Below are 21,288 nucleotides of genomic sequence, written 5' to 3' on the forward strand. Positions count from 1 at the left end.
GGCGGCGTCAAGCGATTGAAGGCGGCAGATAATCGAGCGCCGCCATCTGCGCGCGATGGTCGGCGACGATGCGCGCGACCTGGGCTTCGCTCAGCACCGCGGTCCACTCGCCGGCGCGGCCGCTGCGGAAGAAGGCGGGCATGTTGGCGGGCTTTTCGGAAAAGCCCTCGGCCGCCTCGCGCAGCTGGAGGTTTTCGAGGCTGCTCGCGGCGACTGCGGCGGCGACGGCCTCGGGGTTCGTGTCGATGCCCACCGCGTCGGCGACGCGCTTCAGCGCCATGGCGGGGTCGGCGAGCATGTCCTCGTAGCGGAGGAGGCAGACGCGAATCGCCTGCTGCTGCGTCCAGCCGGCGACATGGTCGCTCCAGCGGCCGAGGTGGACGGGCAGGAAGTCGCTGATCCGGTCGGGCCAGACGTTGAGCGTCGCGTGCGGGTCGGCCATGCGCGCGATGGTGGCGTCGAGGTCCTGCTGGCTGTGATGCGCGAAGCTGAGCGCGACGTCGAGCGGGTTGCGCACGATATAGATCGCGGCGCGGCTGGCGTCGGCGGGGAAGAGCGCGGTGCCGTCCGGGCCAATCGCATATTGGTCGTGCGTCTTGACGAAGAAGGGGGCGGTCGCTTCGGCCGCCATCTGGCGGTGGAGCAGCGCGCGATAGGGGAGCAGCTCGGCCGCGGTCATTTCGGCCGAGGAAATGGCGCAGGCATCGTCGAGCGCGTGGCGGTCGCCCCCGGTGATACCGCCCGCCAGCGCATTGACGCTGAAGTCGTCGCCGGGCGCGTGGAGCAGGTTGGTGAGCATCGCGCGCAGCCAGGTGTTCCCCGACTTGGGGTAGGAGGCGAGCCAGACGAGCGAGCCGGGCATCGCGTGCGTCACGCCGCCGGTTCGAGCGCGGGGTCGATGCCGAAATGATCCATCACCGCCGCCGCCATCGACGCGGGGGTTGCGCCGAGCATCGGCCGGCCGATCGCGACCATGTCGACCGACTGGGCGAGACGGACGACCGCGTCGAAACCCCAGCGCTGGAGCCCGAGGCCGCGGAGGAAATTCTTGCGGTGGACGTAACGCGCGAGCGCCTCGACGCGATTCGCCATCGCGACCGGGCGCGAGGTGATGGCGGCGCCATTATGGCCCTGGAGCAGCACGACCGCGCGTACCGGCATCGGGTGGCCGTGGAAGCGGTCGACGCCGACATAATATTTCTCGATATCCTCGCGCACCTGGACTTTGTCGTCGGCGTCCTTGCCGAGCAGCGACAGGCTGTCGGTCCACAGCCGCATCGCCGGGAAGGCGGGGATCGCGGTTGCGCCCGCGTCGCCCACAACCACGCCGGTGACGTCGTCGGCGAGCATCGTGCAGCCTGCCGCCATCAGACCGCCGAGCAGGGTCGACTTGCCCGCGCCCGAGCGCCCGATGACGAGGATCGCGCCCGTGTCGCTGGCGATAGAGCAGGCGTGCATCGGCAGGATGCCGCGCTGCATCAACAGCGCCGAGACCCCGGTGCCAAGGATGATCGAGACCAGCGCGGCGTCGGTCGCGCCGGCTTCGCGCTCGACGGTGATCGACCGGCCGCCGGCGATGAGCAGACGGCAGATACCGAAGGCCTGGAAGAGGATCTCGCCCGGTTCGGCGCGCCAGTTGCGGAAATGCAGCGCCTCGTCCAGCCGGTCGGCGGCGATGGGGGCGAGGCGGATTTCGGCGTCGACCGGCGCGGCGGGATCGCCGGGCAGCAGGTGCGGCAGCGCGAGGTCCGAGCGCAGGTTGAACCCGTAATGCGAATAAAAGGGACCGGCGGTCATTTCGCGGGCGCGGTCTCGGCAGCGGCGGTGTTTTCGGTCGCGGCACGGTCGAAGACTTCGAAGATGAAATGGATACGATCGGCGTCGCCCTCGTTCACTCCGCCGTGCGGCGCGATATTATTGACCTCCCACGCGCGGCCATAGGCGAGATGGTGGCGGTTGGGGCCGCAGAGGAAAAAGGCCCCCGGATTGGTGATCAGCGGGACGTGGATCTTGTGCGTCCGAAGGTTCGATCCCGCGCCATCGCGGTGGAGGTCGATCAGCTGCCCCGCCTCGAGCCGCGCGAGCATCGCTTTCGGAAAGGCGGGGTCGACAAAAGCATAGGGCGCGATGGCAGCGTCCATCACCGGCTGGAGCAGCCCGCGCCAGACGTGCCAGCCGGGATTTTCGTAATGATCCTCTGGGTCGCGATTGCCCGGGGTGAAGCGGAAGACGATATGGCGGGGGTGGTGGAAGACCTCGAAATCATTTTCCTTGAGCGCATCTTCCTGCCCCCAGGTGCGGTCCGAAATCGCGACGACACGGTCGCGCAGCGCCGATGCGTCGACGGGCCCCAAGTCGCGGACATTGGCGGGTTTGGTGACGATCACGGCCATGGGGGGTCTTATTGGCGGGTGCGGGCTGGGGCGGCAAGGGGGAAGTGGGGTGGGGAGTTTGGCAAACCGATCCATAAGTCCCGTTCGTGTCGAGCGAAGTCGAGACACCCCGAAGGCGCGCGCTGCTGATGGGTGTCTCGACTACGCTCGACACCAACGGAAATAGAGCGCGGTTTGGCAGCCTCACCGTACCCCAACACCCCACGCGCATTGAACCGCCGCGCCGCGCTGGCTAAGACGGGGCGGGGCGGTGTTCGCCCCGGGGGAGATGCGCGTGGCGGAGCGGGACCAGGGGCAATTGAGCCGCGAAGCGGCGACGCCGGTGCTGGCCGACCTGGTCGCGCCGCTGCAGGTCGCCGATTTCCTGGCGCAATATTGGAACCGTGCCTTTCACGCCTGGCCGGGGCAGGCGGGGCGTTTTGCCGCGCTGATCGGCTGGGACGAGATCAACCATGTCCTGACCACGCAGCGGCTGGAGCCGCCGCGGCTGATCCTGGTCAAGGGCGGCAAGAATGTCGCGACCGAACGCTTCGTCCATGTCTCGGGCAACAACCGGCGGATCGACGCGGGTGCGGTGACCGCGCAGCTGGCGCAGGGCGCGACTTTGGTGCTGAGCTTCGTCGATGAGATGGTGCCGCGGATCGGGGTGCTCGCCGACCGACTGAGCGGCGAGCTCGGCGCGCGCTGCAACATCAACCTTTACGCCGGGTGGCGCGCCGACAATGGCTTCGACCTGCACTGGGACCGGCACGACGTGTTCATCCTCCAGGTTGCCGGGCGCAAGCATTGGCGCGTCCACCGCCCGACGCGCGATTTCGCGACGCGCGGCGAGGAGGCGCCGCCGCTGCCGAAGGACGACGTGCCGGTGTTCGACGGTATCCTCGAAGAAGGTGCGATCCTCTATATCCCCCGCGGCTGGTGGCACGTCGCAACCCCGGTCGAGGAGCCGAGCCTGCACCTGACGCTCGCGCTCGGACCGCCGTCGGGGCAGGATTATCTGCGCTGGCTGGTCGGCCAGGCGCTGGCCGACCCGCTGTTCCGAACCGACTGGCCGGTCGCCAGGGGCGAGGCGGCGATTACCCAATATTGGCACGAGCTGGGCGCGGCGCTGCAGGCGCTGCACGCGGCGCATCCGCCCGCCGCCTTCCTCGCCGCGCAACAAGCCGAGCGCGTCGCGCGACCGCGCTTCACCCTGCCCGAATTTGCGGCGGGCACGCTGCCGCGGCTCGACGACGAGAGCCGTTTGCGGCTGGCGAGCGCGCGCGGACTGGCGCCGGTGCACGACCCCGCGAGCGGCGGTTTCGGGCTGTGGGTCGGCGAGCGTTTCCAGGCGTGCAGCGAGGCCGTCGGCGCGGTGCTGGGGCGGCTGTCGAGCGGCAACGACATGCGCTTTGCCGCGCTCGCCGACGGGCTGGACGCGGCGGGGCGGCGCGAGCTCGCCGCTACTGTCGTGCGGCTCACCGCGGCGGGTGCGATCTTCGTCGACCTGGACGCATGAGCGGGCGGGACGTATGACCGGGCGGATCGCCCTCGCGCGGCGCAAGCTCACCAGCGCGTGGCGGCTCGGCGGGCCGCGCGTCCTGCTCGTCGCCGAGGCGAGCCTGCTCCTGCTCGCGGCGCGGATCGCGGTGGCGGTGCTGCCGTTCCGGCGCGTCGTGCGCTGGCTGGGGAGGCCGGTGTCGCCCGCGGCGCTGCCGCCGCCCCCGCGGCGCGAGCGCCCCGACGACCGCGCGACGCGGGTGAGCTGGGCGGTGCGCTTTGCAGCAAGGCGCCTTCCGGTCGAGGCGGTGTGCCTGCCGCAGGCGATCGCGGCGCGTATAATGCTGAAGCGGCGCGGGATCGCCGCGACGCTGCACCTCGGCGTGTGGCGCGACCATCGGGCGGCGGTAGAGGCCGACCCCGACACGCCGCCCGCGCATGCCTGGCTCGAGGCGTCGGGGCAGCGGGTCACCGGTTATCCCGTCGATCCAGCTTTGGTCGAGGTCGCGGCCTTTGTCTGAGCCCGCGCTGCCCGTCGAGCCCGTGGCGCTGGTCCGGGCGATGCTGGCGACGGCGGACCGCGGGCGGCTGCTCGCCGTGCTGCTGCTGATGATCGCGGCGGCGCTGACCGAGGGGGTCGGCATCATGATGCTGGTGCCGATGCTGGCGCTGGTCGACGGCGGGGGCGGCGGCGCGGCGGTGCCGGGGCGGCTCGGCGAGCTGCTCGGCGGCATCGCGGGCGGGGTGACGCTGGGGCAGGTCGTGCTGATCTTCCTCGCGCTGCTGATCGTCCGTGCGTGGGTCAAGCATGTGCAGACGATGAAGGCGCTCGAGCTGCAGCATCGCCTGGTCGATCGCATGCGCGAGGCGATATTTGCCGGGCTGGTGTCGGCCGAGTGGCGCTGGCTGGCGAGCCGGCGCGCGTCGGACCATGCGAGCCTGCTGATCACCGACATCGGGCGCATCGGCGGCGCGTTCCAGCAATTGCTGACGCTGGCGGCGACGTCGTTCACCGCCATCGCCTATCTGGCCGCGGCGTATCTGCTGTCGTGGCAGGTCGCGCTGGTCGCGACCTTGGGCGGGGCGCTGATCCTGTTCGGCTTTGCCGGGCACCGCCGCCATGCGGTGCAGCTGGGGCGCGCGCTGAGCGGCGCGAACAAGGCGCTGCAGGCCGAGGTCGCCGAGGGCTTCGACGGGGTGCGGATCACCAAGATGCTGGGCGGCGAGGCGCGACAACGCGCACGATTCGCCGCCGTGCTGCGGTCGCTGCGGACGCGGCAGGTCGACCATGCGGCGAGCGCGAGCCATGGGCGCACGGCGCTGCAGCTGGGCGGCGGGGCGCTGCTCGCTGCGCTGGTCTATGTCGGGCTGGCGGTGCTGGACCTGCCGCTCGCGGCGCTGCTGCCGATCCTACTGGTCTTTGCGCGGCTGGTCCCGATGCTGGGGGTGATGCAGCAGAGCTGGCACAGCTGGCTGCATTCGGCGGCGGCGATGGCCGAGAGCGAGGCGCTGCGGCGCGAGACCGAAGCGGCGACCGAGGCGCCCGCGCCGGAAGGGGCGACGCCGATCCGGCTGGAGCGCGCGGTGGAGCTGCGCGGCGTCGGCTTCACCTATGAGGGGCGCGAGGGCGCGGCGCTCGACGATATCGACCTGGTCCTTCCGGCGCGGACGACGACCGCAATCGTGGGGCCGTCGGGCGCGGGCAAGAGCAGCATTGCCGATATATTGATGGGGCTGCTGTCGCCCGACGCGGGCGAGATGCGCGTCGACGATCTCGTCATCGCCGGCGCGACGCGGCAATTGTGGCGGCGCTCGGTCGCCTATGTCCAGCAGCAGCCCTTCCTGCTCGGCGGCAGCATCCGCGACAATCTGCTGTGGGCCGCGCCCGATGCGGACGAGGCCGCACTATATACCGCGCTGGAGAAGGCGTCGGCCGATTTTGTCTTTGCGCTGCCGCAGGGGCTCGACACCCCGGTGGGCGACCGCGGCCAGCAACTGTCGGGCGGCGAGCGCCAGCGCATCGCGCTCGCTCGCGCGCTGCTGCTGTCGCCCCAACTGCTGGTGCTCGACGAGGCGACGAGCGCGCTCGACCCTGCGAACGAGGCGGCGATCCGGCGCGCGATCGCCGGCCTGCACGGGCAGGTGACGCTCGTGATCATCGGGCACCGCCCGACGATGCTCGACCTCGCCGACCAGCTCGTGCGGATCGAGGACGGGCGGATCGTCCCGCACGCTGAGGCCGCCGAATGACGGTGCGCGGGGCGCTGGCGGGGTTGCTGCTCGACATGCTCGCGGAGGTGCGTTTGGCCGACCGCGCGGCGCTCGCGGCGCTGTCCGAAGCCGAGTGGGACGTCATCGGCGACATGGCGAAGCAATATCGGCTGGCGCCGCTGCTGCACCACCAGCTGCAGGGACGCGGTGCCGACTGGCCGGTGCCCGAAGCGCTGCGGACGCGCTGGGCGCGTGGGTGGCGGGCGGCGAGCGAGCGAGTGCTGGCGGTGCAGCAGGCGCTGATCGCCGTGGCCGCGCTCGCCGACCGCGAGGGGTTGGCCTATGCGGCGCTCAAGGGCGCATGGCTCGCCTGGCATGCCTATCCCAATCCGGCGCTGCGCCCGATGCGCGACATCGACCTGCTGCTGAGCGAAGCCGATGCGCTGCGGCTCCATGCGGCGATGGAGGCCGCAGGCGCGGTGCCGGGGCCGGTGTCGCATACGCCGATCGACTATGCGCTCGTCCACCACAAACATCTGCCGCCGTTGCACTGGGGGCCGCAGAAGATCGCGTTCGAGCTGCACTGGCGGTTGTCGAACCCGGTGGAGGGCGAGGATCGCGGCGCGGCGGTGGCGGCGACCGAAGGGCTGCTCGCGCGGCGCGTGCGTGCGGGGTTGGGGCCGGCGGAGATATCCTATCTCGATCCCACCGATATGCTGCTGCACCTCGTCGTGCACGCGGCCTATGGGCGCCAGCCTTTCGATACGGGGCCGCAGGTGCTGAGCGACCTCGTGCGCGCGATCGACGGCGCGGCGATCGACTGGCCGCGCTTCTGGGGCGAGGCCGAGGCGGTGGGCCGCGCGGGCGGGGCGCGGCTGCTGTTCGCCTTGGTCGCCAAATATATGGGCAAGCGCGAGACCGGCGACCCCGCGACCGCGGCGGTGCCCGCGCGGCTGATCGCGGCGGCCGAGGCGCTGCTGCTGCAGGACGCCGGGCGGCGCGCCGAGCGTGGCTTTGCGACGCGCATGGCCGAGACCGGGCGGCGGCGCGGCAAGCTGGCGCTGGCGCTCACGCGGTTGTTCCCGCCGCGGCATATCGTCGCGCATTATGCCGGGGTGCCGGTGGACAGCTGGCGCGTGTGGCCCGCCTATCCGGCGCGAATGGCTCACCACGGCTGGCGCTGGGTGCGGCAGCGCGGCGATAGCGTGCTCGACGCCGAGGTCGCCGATGCGCGCGCGTTGCGTGCCTGGCTGGGGACCGAAGCCTAGAGCCCGTCGAGCGCGAGCAGCGCGAAGCTCGCGAGCCAATGTTCGCCCATATAGTCGCCGGTCACGTGCGGGAGCGCGGCGGCGAGGTGTCGCTCTGCGGCCGCCTCGGCGACCGGTGCGACGGGGTGCGCGGGACCGAGCGTCGCGGCGATCATGCGCCAGTTCCAGGCGCGGCTGAGGTTCAGGCCGTCGAGATGCGCGATCTTGCCATCGCTGCGGTCGGAGACGGTGGCGGGGGTGAAAAGGGTGACGGGCTGCTCTTTCGCGGCGCGGGGGAGGAAGGCGTCGAACCAGCGGGTGAAGTCGGTGCCGAGGACCGCGGCCATGAGATGCCCCTCGCTGAGCGCCGAGGAGAGGAATTCGTCGCCGCCGGGCTCCCACGCCTGGCAGTCGCGGTCATCGGCGAACCAGCGCCGCGCGCTCGTATCGATCAGCGTGACGAGGGCGGGGTCGCGGGTTTCGGCCCAGTGTCGCGCGAGGAGAAGCGCGAAGGCGATGTTGAAATGGGTTCCGACGCGCAGCGGATAGGTGAGCTTGGGGAGGAAGGCGTGGAAGCGTCCGGCGAAGGCGAGGGCCAGCGGTTCGAGCGCCTTCGCCCAAGGGGCTTCGTGCTCTTCTGCCTCGGCGTGGAGCGCGAGCAGCCAGGCCCACCCATAGGGGCGCTCGAAGGCGGCGGAGTAAGGGCGATCCAAGAAGGCGAGCTCGCCCGCTGCCTTTTCGGGGACGAGCATCGCGTCGGCACGCGCACGGATGTCGGCGCTGATCGGCAGGTCGGGGAAGCGGCGCGCGAGGCGCAATATCTGCCACCAGCCGTGGACGCAGCTGTGCCAGTCGAAGCTGCCGTGGAAGATCGGGTGATGCTCGCGCGGGGGCTGTGCATCCTCGGGGCCGAGGAGGACGAGGTCCATCTTGTACGGATATTCGCGGCCGAGATGCGACAAGGTGGCGGTTGCGAACCGGGCGGCGTGATCGGGGTTGAGGTGCATGGGGTACCTCTAGACGTCACGATCCTCCCTGTCGCGCAGCGATGGGGAGGTGGCAGCGCGGAGCGCTGACGGAGGGGCGATGACGCAACGTCGCTGGCCCCTCCACCACTCGCTTCGCGAGCGGTCCCCCTCCCCATGGCTTCGCCACACGTAGGATTGATTAGAAAGCAAACAGCCAGATGAAGACGATGTTCACCGCGAGCAGCGGGACCGCCGTGCCGATCTGCGCCTTGATCACGCCATAGGGGTTTTTGAGCTCGAGCAGCGCGGCGGGGACGAGGTTGAAATTCGCCGCCATCGGGGTCATCAGCGTGCCGCAGAAGCCCGCCAGCATGCCGATCGCCGCGACCACCGCGGGGTCGCCGCCGTGCTGCTTGATGAGCAAGGGCATGCCGACCGCAGCGAGCATCACCGGAAAGGCGGCGAAGGCGTTGCCCATCACCATGGTGAAGAGCGCCATGCCGAGCCCGAAGGCGAGCACCGCGCCGAACAGGCTGCCCTGCGGGATCGCGGTGCCGATGAGGCCGCCCACCACGTCGCCGACCCCGGCGAGCGCGAAGACCGCGCCGAGGCTGGCGAGCATCTGCGGCAGGATCGCCGCCCAGCCGACCGAGTCGAGCAGGCGGCGGCCCTGTTGCAGCGGGAGCAGCGCGGGCGGTTTGAGCCGCGCCATGCCGACGGCGAGCGCGATCAGCACGCCGATGGCGAGCGAGATGAGCGTCGCCTGCTTGGGGTCGGCGAGGCCGGGAATTTCCTTGAACAGGAAGGTTCCGATCAGCGCGACCGCGGGGATGATCAGCGCGACGAGGAGCAGGAAATTGCCATATCTGGCCGCGCGTTCCGCCTGCACCTCCGCAGGAACCTCGCCGCCGGGCGCGCGGCCGATCTGGCCGGTGCCGGCGATCGCGACGAGCGCGAGGACGAGCAGCCCGTTGCCGAAATCGCCGAGATAATCGCCCGCCATCATCGCGGTTGCGACGAGGCCCCAGAAGGCGGCGTTGCCGAAGCGCTTGGGGTTGCTGCGGTCATAGAGGCCGAGCAGCGCGAAGAGCGCGAAGACGATGCCCGCCAGCAGATAGACATGGCCGAGGGTGATCATGCGCCGCGCTCCCCGGTCGGGCGGATCCGCTTGTCGAGGCGGCGGAGGCGGAAGCCGTGGATCAGGAAGGCCGCGATCGCGGTCGGGATCGCCCAGAGCGAGAGGTGCAGCGGCTCGATGTCGTAACCATAGCCTTCGAGGATGCCGCGCATCAGCAGGATCGAGCCGAAGGCGAGGAAGATATCCTCGCCGAAAAAGACGCCGACATTGTCGGTCGCCGCGGCATAGGCCTTGACCTCTTCGCGCTCGTCGTCGGAGAGCGCGGGGCTCTGCGCCTCGGCGGCGGCTTCGGCCATCGGCGCGACGAGCGGGCGGACGGTCTGCGCGTGGCCCGCGACCGAAGTGAGGCCGACCGCGGCAAAGGCCTGACGCAGGAAGAGATAGCCGGTGAGCAGACGGCCGAGGGTCGCGCCGCGCATGCGGCCGATGATGTTGCGCGCATGCTGTTGCAGGCCATAGGCTTCGAGCAGTCCGATGACGGGGAGGACGATCCAGATGATCGAGACGTAGCGCGTGTCGTTGAACGCCTTGCCGAAGGCGGCGATGATCGCCGCGATGTCGAGCCCGGCGGCGAGACCGGTCGCGAGCGCCGACGCCATGATCACGAGCAAAGGATTGAAGCGGAGCAGGAAGCCCGCGATGATGATGAGAATGCCGATCAGGACGAGCATGGTTATTTCCCTCCCCCTTGATGGGGGAGGCAGCGAGACTTGGCGGCTTGCCGTCTAGTCGCAGCGGTGGGGGTGCGGTTTCGGTCTGTTTCGAAGGTGCAGGGACGTGTCCTCACCCTCATCCAACTCCGCCTAATCGCTTCGCGATAAGGCTTCGTATCCTTCTCCCATCGAGGGAGAAGGAAGATTTGCGCCGCTGCCGTCAATTGTTGTTCCCTTGGGTTTTCCCATAGCCCCCGCCACCCGGCGTTTCGATCACGAAAGCGTCGCCGGCTGCGAGGTCCGCGCTGCCCGTGGCGCCGAGCATCTCGATCGACCCGTCGGCGCGCTCGACCCAGTTGCAGCCGGGGGCGGCGTCGTTGCCGCCCGCCAGACCTGCGGGGGCGATCTTGCGCCGGTTGGCAAGGATGTTCGCGGCCATCGGCTCGCGAAAGCGGATGCGGCGGGTGGCGCCGTCGCCGCCGTGCCAACGGCCCCCGCCGCCCGAGCCTTTGCGGATCGAAAAATCCTCGACGATGACGGGGAAGCGCATTTCCATCACCTCGGGGTCCGTCATGCGGCTGTTGGTCATATGCGTCTGGATGACGCCGGTGCCGTCGAAGCCCGGGCCGGCGCCCGAGCCGCCGGCGATGGTTTCATAATATTGGTGGGCGGTGTTACCGAAGGTGAAATTGTTCATCGTCCCCTGCGAGGGGGCCATCGCGCAAAAGGCGGCGAACAGCGCGTCGGTGATGACCTGGCTGGTCTCGACATTGCCCGCGACGACCGCGGCGGGATAGCGCGGACTGAGCATCGAATCCTCGGGAATGATAAGCGTCACGGGCGCGAGGCAGCCCTCGTTCATGGGGATCGGATCGTCGAGCATCGTGCGCAGGACATAGAGGACAGCGGCGCGCACGACGGGGGCGGGGGCGTTGAAATTGTCGGGGAGCGTGGCCGACGAGCCGGTGAAATCGATGGTGACATGGCGCGCTTTGCGGTCGACTTGCACGGCAACCGCAACCTCGGCGCCATTGTCCATTGCGTAGCGGAACTGGCCATCGTCCAGGCGCGCGATGAGCTGGCGGACCGCGGCTTCGGCTTGGCGCTGGCCATGCGCCATATAGGCGGCGACGGTCTGCACGCCGTGCGTGGCCGAGAGGTCGGCGAGCGCGCTGGCGCCGCGCTGGCAGGCGGCGACCTGTGCCTTGAGGTCCGCGATGTTGAGCGCGGGGTTGCGCGCGGGCCACTCGCTTGAGGTCAGATGCGCGTGGACATTGGCGTCGAGGAAATTCCCGTTGTCGACGATCAGGACATTGTCGAAGAGGATGCCTTCGTCGGCGATGCTCTTGCTGTCGGGCGGCATCGATCCGGGGGCGATGCCGCCGAGGTCGGCGTGGTGGCCGCGCGCGGCGACGAAGAAGCTGGGCGTGTTTCCCTCCACGAACACCGGCATGATGACGGTGATGTCGGGCAAATGCGTGCCGCCATCGTAGGGGGCGTTGAGGGCGTAGGCGTCGCCGCGTTTGATGCCGCGGCCGTCGCGCGTGCGCTGGCGCAGGATGGTCCGCACGCTTTCGCCCATCGAGCCGAGGTGCACCGGCATATGTGGGGCGTTAGCGACGAGGCTGCCGGTGCCGTCGAAGAGCGCGCAGGAGAAGTCGAGCCGCTCGCGGATGTTGATCGACGAGGCGCTGTGCCGGAGCGCGCCGCCCATTTCCTCGGCGATCGCCATGAACAGGCTGTTGAAGATTTCGAGGCGGATGGGGTTGGGGGCGGCGAGGTCTTCGGATGCGGTGGCGTGCGTTGCGGCGGCGCGCGTGCGGGCGAGGAGCAAGGTGCCTTCGTGCTGGACCTCGGCGGTCCAGCCCGGTTCGACCACCGTCGTCGCGAGCGTGTCGATGACGATCGCGGGGCCGGCGATGCTGCGGCCGGGGGCAAGCGCGCGGCGCTGGTGGAGCGGGATGTCGTGCGCTGCGCCGGCGAGCCAGGCGGTGACGGTTTCGGGCGGCGCTTCTTCGGTCGCGGCGGGCGGCGGCAGCGACGCGGTTGCCTCACTCGTCTCGGTCAATTCGACGCGGATGCGGTCGACCACCAGATTGGCGTGCGGGGCGTAGCCGAAGCGTTGGCGGAAGGCGGCGGCGAAGGCCGTAGCGACCTCGGCGGGCGGAGCGAGCGGGAGTTCGATGGCATTGTCGCTGTCGGCGAGGCGGACGAAGAGCAGGGTTTCGCGGGTGGTTCCGACGCCGGGGGCGAGGTCGGTGCGGGCCTGCTCCGACAGTTCAGCTTCCGCGGCGGCGAGGGTCCCGGCGCAATGCGCGTCGAGTTTCAGCGCCAGCGTGCGTTCGCGGATCGACGACGGCTTGGCAAGGCCCATGCCGTAGGCCGAGAGCACCCCGGCAAGCGGGTGGAGCAATATCTCGTCGATCCCGAGCGCGTCGGCGACGAGGCAGACATGCTGGCCCGCGGCGCCGCCGAAGCCGACGAGGCTGTAGCCCTGGGTGAGGTCATGGCCGCGCGCAATGGTGATGCGCTTGATCGCGTTTGCCATCTGCTGGACCGCGATGGCGAGCAGACCCTCGGCGAGGGCTTTGGGGGAGATCCCAACCTCGGCGGCCATCGTTGCGAATTTGCGCACGACCACCTCGCGATCGAGCCGCTGGTCGCCGTTGGGGCCGAAGAGTTTGGGGAAGTGACCCATCTGGATCTTGCCGAGCAGGACGTTGCAGTCGGTGACGGTGAGCGGCCCGCCGCGGCCATAGGCGGCGGGGCCGGGGTTGGCGCCGGCGCTTTCGGGGCCGACGAGCAGGCGTGTCCCGTCCCAGCGGCAGATCGATCCGCCGCCCGCAGCGACGGTATGGATGCGCAGCATCGGCGCGCGGATGCGCGTGCCGGCGACGACGCCCTCGTTATCGCGTTCGAGGCGGCCGGCGTAGTGGCTGACGTCGGTCGAGGTGCCGCCCATGTCGAAGCCGATGAGGCGGGTCTTGCCGAGCGGCGCGGCGCTGCCGACCATGCCGACGATCCCGCCCGCGGGGCCCGAGAGGATCGCGTCGCGACCGTGGAAGGCGCTGGCCGAGGCGAGGCCGCCCGAGCTTTTCATGAATTGCGGGTCGATGCCGTCCCCCAACTGCGCGACGAACTGGTCGACATAATGGCGCAACACCGGCGACAGATAGGCGTCGGCGAGCGTCGTGTCGCCGCGGCCGACGAGCTTGATCAGCGCGCTGACGTCGTGGCTGGTCGAGATTTGCGTGAAGCCGAGTTCGGCGGCGATGGCGGCGAGGCGGCGTTCGTGCTCGGGGTAGCGATAGCCGTGCATCAGCACGATCGCGATGCTGGTGAGACCGCGGTCGCGGGCCGCCTGCAGTGCGGCGCGCGCCGGCGCCTCGTCGAGCGGGGTGAGTAACTCGCCTTCGGGACCGACCCGCTCGGCGATCTCGGCGACCGCGGCGTGCGGCGGGGGCGTGCGGTCGAGCTTGCGTGCAAAAAGCTCGGGGCGGTCCTGATAGCCGATGGTCAGCGCATCGCCGAACCCGCGCGTGATCGCGAGCAAAGTCGGCTCGCCCTTGCGTTCGAGCAGCGCGTTGGTCGCGACGGTCGAGCCCATGCGGATCGCGAGCGGGGGCAGCGCGCCTGCGCCCGCGCCGGTCAGGTCGCGGATCGCATTGACCGCGGCGTCGCCGGGGCGCGCGGGGTCTTCGGAGAGATATTTGGTCGTGACGACGTGACCCTCGGGCGACCGCGCCACGACATCGGTGAAGGTGCCGCCGCGGTCGATCCAGATCTGCCAGCGGGTGTCGTTATGCGCCGACATCGCGATCGGGCCAGCGGATGGTGATGGCGAGGCCGTGGTCGGTCGCGGCGCGCGACCAACTGCCCTTGAGCTGGCGCTCGATCAGCGTGCGGATGAACTGGGTGCCGAAGCTCTCGCCGTCGATCGCCGGGGTTTCGGGAAGGTTGCTCTCGATCCAGCTGAGCTCGATATCGCCCTCGACGCGGCGCCAGCCGACCTTGAGGTCGCCCTTGCCCGCGAGCGCGCCATATTTGATGCTGTTGGTCACGAATTCGTGGAGCGCGAGCGAGAGCGCCTGCGCCGCCTCGTCGTCGAGGCGGACGTCGGGGCCGCTGATGTCGTCGGAACCGCGCCCGGCAAGGTCGAGTTCGCGGCGGACGATCCGGCCGAGGTCGAACAGGTCGACCGCGCCGGTGACCAGCATCTGCTTCGCGTCGGACAGCGCGCGCATGCGGCCATCGAATTTCGCCTCGAACTCCTCGAGGTCGGCGGACTCGCGGATCGTGATCCGCGCGAGCGCGCCGATGCGCGCGAAGGCGTTCTTCATGCGGTGCGCCATCTCGCCGATCATCAGCTCGCGGTCCTCGGCGTGGCGTTTTTGCTCGTCGGCGAGCGCCTGCGCGACGTCGAGGCGGCGGTGCTGCAGGCGATGGATCTGCATCGCGAGCAAGGCGAGCGCGACGCCGAACAGGAAGATGCCGAGCGGGCGGCCGAGCCGGTCGAGGAAACGGCCGTAGGAGATGCGGATCGTCCATTCGCGGTCGGCGACGCGGAGCTTCTGCTCGTGCGCGTCCCAGCCGAGCGTGCCGTGACGGAAGACGAGCGGCGCCGACGGCCCCTCGCCCGCGCGCACCTCGACCCCGTCGAGCGTATCGAGCTGGTCGCCGAGGATCGCGCGCATCATGTCGTCGGTACGGAAGGGGGCGTAGATGAAGGCTTCGACCGGACGCTGTCCCGGCAGCGTCGCGACGACCGGGGCATCGGTCTCGGACGGCGGTCCGCCGGGCGGCAGCATGGGCGCCGCGATCGCGCGCCGCGCGTAGACGGGGATATAGATGAGGAAACCGGGCTGTTTGACCTGGGCGGCGCGTTCCTGCGCGAGCTGGACGATGCCGCTCGCGGCGGGACGGCCGGTCTGCCACGCGCGGCGCATGGCCTCGCGCCGCGTCTTTTCGCTGTACATGTCGAAGCCGAGCGCGGCGTTGCGGCGCGGGGTGTAGGGTTCGACGAGGACGACCGTGAAGCCGACCTTCTGGCTGCTCGTCCGCGGCCAAACCTCGATGTCGCGGCCGTAATTGGCGCGCAGCTGCACCTCGGCGGTCGCGGGGTCGTCGCGGCGCATCGCGGCGGCGATGCCGACCCCTTCCATCCCCGGCGCTTGTTCCTGCGGCCGGAGCGCAGCGAGATAGGCGCGGATGCCGGGGCCGCTCGCCGCGGTGTCGGACTGATACATCGCGCGCACCCCCTCGAGCACGCCGACATGGTCGCGCAGCCGCGTGTTCATCTGCAGCGCGACGCGCGCCGCCTGATCGGCCTCCTGTGCCTGATTGTAGAGGAAGCTGCCCGCCGCCCCGGCGAGCGCGGCGGCGACGATCACGAAGCCGATCACGCGCACCGACAGCGCCATCAGCCGATCTGCCCACATCGAGCCCATGTACTTCATTTTCCTGTGGCTTAATGCTGCGCCGGGCGCCCCTCTGACTGTCACATTCCCATGCGGACGGCCGGCTGGCAAGCGCTATATGGCGCGCGCCATAAGGACTGGCGACGGTTGCGGTTTGCAACCTGAGGCGTAAGACGGGACCGGAGAAATGGGAGCGGTGATATGATCATTTACGGTTCGCTGGTGTCGCCTTTCGTGCGCAAGCTGCTTGCCTATCTGGGCGAGAAGGGGCTCGATTTCGAATTGAAAGGCGTCGGCATCGGCGATCCCGACCCGGGATTCCGCGCGGCCTCGCCGCTGGGCAAGATGCCCGCGATGGACGACGACGGCTTCATGCTCGCCGATTCGAGCGCGATCGTCCAATATCTGGAAGCGAAACATCCCTCGCCCGAACTGATCCCTGCCGACCCGCAGCAACGCGGGAAAGTGATCTGGTGGGAGGAGTTCGGCGACACGGTTTTTGCGGCGTGCAGCGGCAAGATGTTCTTCAACCGCATCGTCGCGCCGAAATTCCTCGGCCGCGAGGGCGATCTGGCCGCCGCGGCGCTGGCCGAGAGCGAGGAATTGCCCAAGCTGCTGGCCTATCTCGAAAGCGCGATCCCCGCGTCGGGTTTCCTCGTCGGCGACCGGATCACGCTCGCCGATCTCGCGGTCGCGTCGCCGCTGATGAATTTCAAGCATTGCGGCGCATGCGTCGACGCGGCGACGCACCCGAAGGTCGCTGCATGGAGCGCAGCGATATTGGCGCGGCCGAGCTTTGCACCCTGGGTCGAAAAAGAAGAGCGGATGATGGCGAAGGTGCTCGCCTGATGCGCGCCTGGGTGCTGGCCGCCGCGCTGTCGATCGCGGTGCCGGCGGCCGCGCAGGCAGACACGGTCGTGGTGACCAAGACGGTCGAGGCCGATGCGACGACGACGATGAAGCACGAGGTGCTGGTCGACGCGAGCCCGGCGGAGGTATGGGCGGCCATCTCGACCGCCGAGGGCTGGATGGGCTGGGCGGTGCCGGTGGCGCGCACCGTCGGCGGCGATCCCGACCTGATCGAAAGCGGCTATGATCCCGCGGCCAAGCCCGGCGGGTCCGACACGATCCAGCAGCGTTTCGGCGCGCGCGTGCCGGGCAGGAGCCTGGCGTTCCGGACGGTCAAGGCGCCGGCGGGCTTCCCGCACTGGGACGAGTATCAAAAGGTGACGAGCGTATTCGAGATCGAGGCGGCGGGAAAGCAGACGCGCGTGCGGCTGACCTCGCGCGGCTATCCCGGCAGCGACGGCGGCCGCGCGCTGGTCGGCTTTTTCGAGGGCGGCAACGCGATGGCGCTGGGCAATTTGCGGCAGCGTTTCGCGACGGGGCCGATCGACTGGGCGGCGATGCGCTGAGGTCGTGCGCACGCGGGCGAGCATCTGCGCGCGGAAGGCGCGCTATGCGAGTTTCGACGAGGCGATGGATGCGGCGCGGGCGAGCGGGCTGGTGCTGCGGGCGTACCGCTGCGAGCGGTGCGGGCGGTATCATCTGACCAGCCGGACGAAGGGGAAGAGGGTGCCGTTTGGGGATGGGTGAGGGCATGTTTCGGGCGGTTGCGGACGTTCGCAGGGCTATGCTCTCTCCCCTTGAGGGGAGAGATACGCAGGCTTGGCAGCTTGCTGCCTAGCCGGAGTTGAGAGGGGTTTTGACCGCCAGCGTCCAAGCACCCCTCTCCAAGCTTCGCTAGCTCCTGACGGAGCAAGCTGCGCTGTCCTCTCCCCTCAAGGGGAGAGGGCTAAACGGCAACTCCCCACCCCAAAGCCGTCGTCCGCCTACAGCCACCCGATATGCTTGAAGCGCCAGAAGACCAGCGCCGAGCCGCCGAAAATCAGCCCGAGCGCATAGGGGTAGCCGAGGTCCCAGCCCAGTTCGGGCATGAAGTCGAAGTTCATCCCGTAGATCCCCGCGATCGCAGTCGGCACCGCGAGGATCGCGGCCCAGGCGGCGAGCTGGCGGGTGATCACGCCCTGGCGCTGCTGTTCAAGCAGCGAGTTGGTCTCGACCACCGAGGCGGTGATTTCGCGGAGCCCCGACAGGCGGAATTCGGCGCGCTGGACATGGTCCCAGATGTCGCGGAAATAGGGACGCACCGCTTCGTCGATCCACGGCAGATCCTCGGCATGGACGAGTCGCCAGGCGACTTCCTTCATCAGCCCGACGATGCGCTGGAAGCGGATGATCTCGTGCCGCTGGGCATAGAGATGGCGGATTTCCTTTGCGTCGAGCGGGGTGTCCATCACGCTTTCCTCGACGAGCAGCAGCCGGTCCTCGATGTCGTCAATCACCGGGAAATATCCGTCGACGATGAAGTCGAGGATCGCATAGAGGACATAATCGGGACCGTGCGACAGTTTGGCGGGCAAGGTTTCGAGCCGCGCGCGAACGTCGGTATGTGCGCGCGCCGAGCCGTGGCGGACGGTGACGATGAAGTGGCGCCCCACGAAGATCGCGGTTTCGCCCGACTGGATCGTATCGCCCTCGCGGTTGCCCGTCGCGGCGATGACGAAGAGCTGGTCGCCATAGACTTCGACCTTGGGCAGTTGCTTCGCTTTGAGCGCGTCTTCCACGGCGAGCGGGTGGAGGCCGAAGCGCTTGGCGATGCCGGCCAGTTCGCCGGCGGTGGGTTCGTAGAGGCCGAGCCAGTAGAAATCGCGGTCGTCGCAATCCTCGGGGATTATCTCGTCGGGGCCGAGATCGCGGACGAGCTTGCCATTGTTATAGTGGCGGGCGGCCATGATCGGCATTGGAGCGCTCCTATTGGCCGGCGGTCGACATCGAATAGGGCCGGGCGGTCGCCGCCTTGCCCCATTCGGCGTTGGGCGTCGACTGCATCGTGAAGCGCAGCGTACCGCCCTTGCGGATTCCGGCGTCGGCGATCCAGCCGCGGGTCAGGGCTTTTCCGTTGAGTTCGACCTTGCCGACGTAAGGATTGGCGTCCGACAGACCGAGCGTCTCGACGGTGAATTTTTTGCCGTCCGGCAGGTTCAAAACCGCGCGGTCGACGAACGGCCGGCCGATGACATATAGGTCGAGGAGCAGATGCGCCTTCTGCCCCGCGGGGAAGGTGTGGCCCTCGGGCCCGATGCCGATCGTCGGGTCCACGTAGGTGAGGACGTCGGGCGCGGGCTCTTCGGCAGAGGTGGGGATCGCGAAGGCGGCGGCGACGAGCGCGGCGGCGAAGGACAGGCGGTTCATGGCCGACCTTGTGCCGCGAAGCGGAGCGCCCGCCAATGGGAATATGGTGGCTGGTATCGGGCGGAAGTGGACGTCGATCTCCCCTCCCTGCAAGGGAGGGGCCGGGGGTGGGTGGCCGCCGAAGGCGGCGCTCTGCCTCTTGCTCGCTTCGCTCGCTACCCACCCCTAACCCCTCCCTAAAGGGGAGGGGAATGGCTTAAACCCACCCCAAAAGCCGCCTTCGCCAAGGCCTTCCGGCGCCCAAGTGTGTTATCCGAATAAAACCCCTTGCCAAGGCTGCGCTACAAATGTAGCACGCTACAAATGTAGCGCATGAGGTGATTCGGAAATGCTGACCAGTTTGCCGCCGCGGGAACGCGAGATCGTCGATATTCTCTATGAGCGCGGCGCCTCGACCGTGACCGAGATCGCCGACGCGCTCGCCGACGAATTGTCGGGCTCGGCGATCCGCGCGATGCTGAAGCGGCTCGAAGGCAAGGGCTTCGTCGCCCGCGAAGCCTCCGACCGCGGCTTCGTCTATGCGCCGAGCGTGCCCGAAAAGGCGGCGAGCAAGTCCGCGCTGAGCCAGGTGGTGCGCGTCTTCTTCAACGGATCGCCGACCAGCGCCGCCGCGGCGCTGCTCGGCATGCAGGGCGAGATGAGCAACAGCGAACTCGACGAGCTCGAGAAACTGATCGCCGATGCGCGCGAGGGGAAAGCGAAATGATGCCGGACATCCATATCACCGCAGACATGCTGCTGGGCCTCGCCTGGAAGTCCTTTGCCATCGCGGGCGTCACCCTGCTGTTGCTGCGCCTCGTCCGGCGGCGCTCGGCGGGCGAGCGCTCGATGGTCGCGCACGCCGGGCTGCTCGCGCTGCTGGCGCTGCCCGCCGCGAGCCTGATGCTGCCCGCATGGAATCCGCTGCCGGCGCACTGGTTCGCCGAAACCATGCCCCCCGCCGCCATTATCGCACACACAGGGGGATCGGCGGTCGATCCGGCCCCCGCCACGGCTTCAGTCCCTGTCGTGGTCGAACAGGCCGGATCGCCGCCGATCGTTTTTGCGGCAGGTGACCTTGCCCCCTTTCTCTATGCGATCCCGCTGGCGCTGCTGTTTGGAGTGATGCTGCTCGCGGTGGTGCGGCTGTTCGCGATGCGGAGCCGCGCCGAGATTCTGACCAATGGCTCGTGGCTGTCGGCGCTGGCCGAGGCGCAGCGGCGCATGGGTTTCAAGCATGGCACCGCGCTGCTGGTCAGCGAGGAATTGCGCTCGCCGATCAGCTGGGGCGTGCTGCGCCCGACGATCGTGCTGAGCCCCAAGGCGGTGAGTGCGACGGGCGAGGCCGAGGCGATCATCGCGCACGAACTGGCGCATGTCGCGCGGCTCGACTGGGCGAAACTGCTCGGCGCGCGCGTCGCCTGCGCGGTCTTCTGGTTCAACCCGCTCGTGTGGATGCTCGCGCGGGAGAGCCATCAACTCCGCGAGGAAGCCGCCGACGACGCGGTGCTGATGGCCGACATCGACGGCCCCGATTATGCGAGCCTGCTCGTCGGCGCGGCGCGCCACGACAACCAGGGCGCGCTGCTCGCGGCGCATGGCGTCGCGCCGGGCAAGTCGAGCCTGAAGCGCCGCATTACCCGCGTGCTCGACAGCGGGCTGAAGCGCGGCCCGGCGAGCGCGAGCTGGATGCTGATGAGCCTGTTGCTGCTCGCCGGGGTCACCGCGCCGCTCGCCGCCTTTTCGGCGACCGCGGACCGGGATGCTGCGGTCGAAATAGCCGTCGCCGAAGTGTCGCAGGCAAAAGAACTGGCCGAATCGCAGTCTGCCGACGCGGCGCGCGCCGTCGCCGAGGCCGACCGCGACGTCGCGGCGGCCGAGGCCAAGGCGCTGACCGCCGACGAGCTGGTGAGCATGCGCGCGGTCGGGGTCACCCCCGAATATGTCGCCGAGATGCGCGAGCAGGGCGGATGGATGGACCCCGACGACATCATCGCGGCCAGGGCGAGCGGGGTCGACATGGCCTATGTCGGCGAGATGCGCCGCCTGTTCCCCGGCGCCGACCTGGGCGAGTTCATCGGCGCTCACGCGGTCGGCATCGACCCGGCCTATGTCCGCGAGATGCGCACCTATTTCCCGCGCGTCGATATCGACGAGTTGACCGGCATGCGGGCGATGGGGGTCGACGGCGCCTATATCCGCGAGATGCGCAAGGCCGGCGTCCGGCTGGAGGCTCCCGACGACGCCATCGCGATGCGCGCCGTGGCCGCCGGACACGGCCCGCGCCTGTCGGTGTCGAAAGGCGGCAAGGGCGGCAAATCGGCGACGGTGCGGATGGGACCCGGGCCCGGTTCGGGGGTGGTCGAGGTCCGCGGTGCCGACGGATCGGTGGCGCGCGTCGAAGTCCCCGAGACCCCCGTGCCCCCGGCGCCGCCGGAATATTGAGCTGACGTCCGGACGTTCGTCCGCACCCACAAGCTACTGATCGAACCTGTTTTGAAAATTGTCGCTGCGGCGGCGAGCGATGGCGCTCGTCCGGCGCACGAAG

Annotated in this window: 18 protein-coding genes; 8 read left to right on the forward strand and 10 right to left on the reverse strand. The window is 69.3% G+C overall.

What is annotated here, in order from left to right; genetic code table 11:
- Positions 1-7: 7 nt before the first annotated feature.
- From BWQ93_RS18555 to BWQ93_RS18565, 3 genes are read right to left on the reverse strand one after another with little or no spacing between them, the layout of a single operon-like run.
- A complete protein-coding gene (locus BWQ93_RS18555; RefSeq protein ID WP_083721044.1) occupies positions 8-874 on the reverse strand; it encodes a sulfotransferase domain-containing protein in 867 nt (288 codons plus the stop codon).
- Positions 871-1,797 carry a hypothetical protein gene (locus tag BWQ93_RS18560; RefSeq protein WP_077031776.1) on the reverse strand — a complete coding sequence of 309 codons (927 nt, stop codon included), beginning with the start codon at positions 1,795-1,797 and terminating at the stop codon, positions 871-873. The genes BWQ93_RS18555 and BWQ93_RS18560 overlap by 4 nt, the downstream gene beginning before the upstream one ends.
- The gene (locus BWQ93_RS18565; protein ID WP_077031777.1) at positions 1,794-2,393 is read right to left on the reverse strand and encodes an aspartyl/asparaginyl beta-hydroxylase domain-containing protein; all 600 of its coding nucleotides are present in this window, start codon (positions 2,391-2,393) and stop codon (positions 1,794-1,796) included. Before BWQ93_RS18565 ends, BWQ93_RS18560 begins: the two co-directional genes overlap by 4 nt.
- A 274-nt stretch (positions 2,394-2,667) precedes the next feature.
- On the opposite strand from BWQ93_RS18565, the gene BWQ93_RS18570 reads away from it, so the two are divergent.
- Genes BWQ93_RS18570 through BWQ93_RS18585 form a run of 4 tightly spaced genes read left to right on the forward strand, consistent with a single transcriptional unit; the run spans position 2,668 to position 7,351 of the window.
- Entirely contained in the window at positions 2,668-3,891 is a 1,224-nt protein-coding gene (locus BWQ93_RS18570) for a cupin domain-containing protein (protein ID WP_198040426.1), read from the forward strand.
- Positions 3,892-3,904: 13 nt separating this feature from the next.
- Positions 3,905-4,393 (forward strand): lasso peptide biosynthesis B2 protein, encoded by a 489-nt coding sequence (locus BWQ93_RS18575; protein ID WP_077031779.1) that lies wholly within the window; start codon positions 3,905-3,907, stop codon positions 4,391-4,393.
- A complete protein-coding gene (locus tag BWQ93_RS18580; protein ID WP_156878294.1) occupies positions 4,386-6,122 on the forward strand; it encodes an ABC transporter ATP-binding protein in 1,737 nt (578 codons plus the stop codon). Before BWQ93_RS18575 ends, BWQ93_RS18580 begins: the two co-directional genes overlap by 8 nt.
- Positions 6,119-7,351 carry a nucleotidyltransferase domain-containing protein gene (locus BWQ93_RS18585; protein WP_077031780.1) on the forward strand — a complete coding sequence of 411 codons (1,233 nt, stop codon included), beginning with the start codon at positions 6,119-6,121 and terminating at the stop codon, positions 7,349-7,351. The genes BWQ93_RS18580 and BWQ93_RS18585 overlap by 4 nt, the downstream gene beginning before the upstream one ends.
- On the opposite strand, the gene BWQ93_RS18590 is transcribed toward BWQ93_RS18585, so the two are convergent.
- From BWQ93_RS18590 to BWQ93_RS18610, 5 genes are all read right to left on the reverse strand, one after another.
- A complete protein-coding gene (locus BWQ93_RS18590; protein ID WP_077031781.1) occupies positions 7,348-8,337 on the reverse strand; it encodes a DUF2891 domain-containing protein in 990 nt (329 codons plus the stop codon). The genes BWQ93_RS18585 and BWQ93_RS18590 overlap by 4 nt on opposite strands.
- Positions 8,338-8,497: 160 nt before the next feature.
- A complete protein-coding gene (locus BWQ93_RS18595; protein ID WP_077031782.1) occupies positions 8,498-9,436 on the reverse strand; it encodes a DUF979 domain-containing protein in 939 nt (312 codons plus the stop codon).
- Positions 9,433-10,107: a DUF969 domain-containing protein gene (locus BWQ93_RS18600; RefSeq protein WP_077031783.1), complete on the reverse strand. Its 675-nt coding sequence runs from the start codon at positions 10,105-10,107 to the stop codon at positions 9,433-9,435. Before BWQ93_RS18600 ends, BWQ93_RS18595 begins: the two co-directional genes overlap by 4 nt.
- A 202-nt stretch (positions 10,108-10,309) precedes the next feature.
- A complete protein-coding gene (locus BWQ93_RS18605; RefSeq protein WP_077031784.1) occupies positions 10,310-13,903 on the reverse strand; it encodes a hydantoinase B/oxoprolinase family protein in 3,594 nt (1,197 codons plus the stop codon).
- On the reverse strand, positions 13,890-15,545 hold the full coding sequence (locus BWQ93_RS18610; RefSeq protein ID WP_232314664.1) for a CHASE domain-containing protein: 1,656 nt from the start codon (positions 15,543-15,545) through the stop codon (positions 13,890-13,892). The genes BWQ93_RS18605 and BWQ93_RS18610 overlap by 14 nt, the downstream gene beginning before the upstream one ends.
- A gap of 162 nt (positions 15,546-15,707) precedes the next feature.
- On the opposite strand from BWQ93_RS18610, the gene BWQ93_RS18615 reads away from it, so the two are divergent.
- Entirely contained in the window at positions 15,708-16,355 is a 648-nt protein-coding gene (locus BWQ93_RS18615; protein WP_077031786.1) for a glutathione S-transferase family protein, read from the forward strand.
- Positions 16,355-16,921: an SRPBCC family protein gene (locus tag BWQ93_RS18620; RefSeq protein ID WP_077031787.1), complete on the forward strand. Its 567-nt coding sequence runs from the start codon at positions 16,355-16,357 to the stop codon at positions 16,919-16,921. Before BWQ93_RS18615 ends, BWQ93_RS18620 begins: the two co-directional genes overlap by 1 nt.
- A gap of 417 nt (positions 16,922-17,338) precedes the next feature.
- Here the strand turns inward: BWQ93_RS18620 and BWQ93_RS18625 are convergent, their stop codons facing one another.
- Positions 17,339-18,310, reverse strand: coding sequence for a magnesium and cobalt transport protein CorA (locus tag BWQ93_RS18625; RefSeq protein WP_077031788.1), 972 nt, complete (start codon positions 18,308-18,310; stop codon positions 17,339-17,341).
- Positions 18,311-18,320: 10 nt separating this feature from the next.
- On the reverse strand, positions 18,321-18,761 hold the full coding sequence (locus BWQ93_RS18630; protein ID WP_077031789.1) for a glycoside hydrolase domain-containing protein: 441 nt from the start codon (positions 18,759-18,761) through the stop codon (positions 18,321-18,323).
- 328 nt (positions 18,762-19,089) lie between these two features.
- Between BWQ93_RS18630 and BWQ93_RS18635 the strand changes: the two genes are divergently transcribed.
- Complete coding sequence (locus BWQ93_RS18635) at positions 19,090-19,467, forward strand: BlaI/MecI/CopY family transcriptional regulator (RefSeq protein ID WP_058810692.1); 378 nt, start codon at positions 19,090-19,092, stop codon at positions 19,465-19,467.
- Positions 19,464-21,185, forward strand: a complete 1,722-nt coding sequence (locus BWQ93_RS18640; protein ID WP_083721052.1) for a M56 family metallopeptidase — start codon at positions 19,464-19,466, stop codon at positions 21,183-21,185. Before BWQ93_RS18635 ends, BWQ93_RS18640 begins: the two co-directional genes overlap by 4 nt.
- Positions 21,186-21,288: the final 103 nt, after the last annotated feature.

It is taken from the genome of Sphingopyxis sp. QXT-31, assembly GCF_001984035.1.
Lineage (GTDB): Bacteria > Pseudomonadota > Alphaproteobacteria > Sphingomonadales > Sphingomonadaceae > Sphingopyxis.

Excerpts from the sequence above, each read along its gene's own strand:
- BWQ93_RS18610 (WP_232314664.1), bottom strand. The coding sequence starts at position 15,545 with ATGAAGTACATGGGCTCGATGTGGGCAGATCGGCTGATGGCGCTGTCG.
- BWQ93_RS18565 (WP_077031777.1), bottom strand. The coding sequence starts at position 2,393 with ATGGCCGTGATCGTCACCAAACCCGCCAATGTCCGCGACTTGGGGCCC.
- BWQ93_RS18625 (WP_077031788.1), bottom strand. The coding sequence starts at position 18,310 with ATGCCGATCATGGCCGCCCGCCACTATAACAATGGCAAGCTCGTCCGC.
- BWQ93_RS18615 (WP_077031786.1), top strand. The coding sequence starts at position 15,708 with ATGATCATTTACGGTTCGCTGGTGTCGCCTTTCGTGCGCAAGCTGCTT.
- BWQ93_RS18600 (WP_077031783.1), bottom strand. The coding sequence starts at position 10,107 with ATGCTCGTCCTGATCGGCATTCTCATCATCATCGCGGGCTTCCTGCTC.
- BWQ93_RS18595 (WP_077031782.1), bottom strand. The coding sequence starts at position 9,436 with ATGATCACCCTCGGCCATGTCTATCTGCTGGCGGGCATCGTCTTCGCG.
- BWQ93_RS18635 (WP_058810692.1), top strand. The coding sequence starts at position 19,090 with ATGCTGACCAGTTTGCCGCCGCGGGAACGCGAGATCGTCGATATTCTC.
- BWQ93_RS18560 (WP_077031776.1), bottom strand. The coding sequence starts at position 1,797 with ATGACCGCCGGTCCCTTTTATTCGCATTACGGGTTCAACCTGCGCTCG.
- BWQ93_RS18630 (WP_077031789.1), bottom strand. The coding sequence starts at position 18,761 with ATGAACCGCCTGTCCTTCGCCGCCGCGCTCGTCGCCGCCGCCTTCGCG.
- BWQ93_RS18605 (WP_077031784.1), bottom strand. The coding sequence starts at position 13,903 with ATGTCGGCGCATAACGACACCCGCTGGCAGATCTGGATCGACCGCGGC.
- BWQ93_RS18590 (WP_077031781.1), bottom strand. The coding sequence starts at position 8,337 with ATGCACCTCAACCCCGATCACGCCGCCCGGTTCGCAACCGCCACCTTG.
- BWQ93_RS18575 (WP_077031779.1), top strand. The coding sequence starts at position 3,905 with ATGACCGGGCGGATCGCCCTCGCGCGGCGCAAGCTCACCAGCGCGTGG.
- BWQ93_RS18585 (WP_077031780.1), top strand. The coding sequence starts at position 6,119 with ATGACGGTGCGCGGGGCGCTGGCGGGGTTGCTGCTCGACATGCTCGCG.
- BWQ93_RS18620 (WP_077031787.1), top strand. The coding sequence starts at position 16,355 with ATGCGCGCCTGGGTGCTGGCCGCCGCGCTGTCGATCGCGGTGCCGGCG.
- BWQ93_RS18640 (WP_083721052.1), top strand. The coding sequence starts at position 19,464 with ATGATGCCGGACATCCATATCACCGCAGACATGCTGCTGGGCCTCGCC.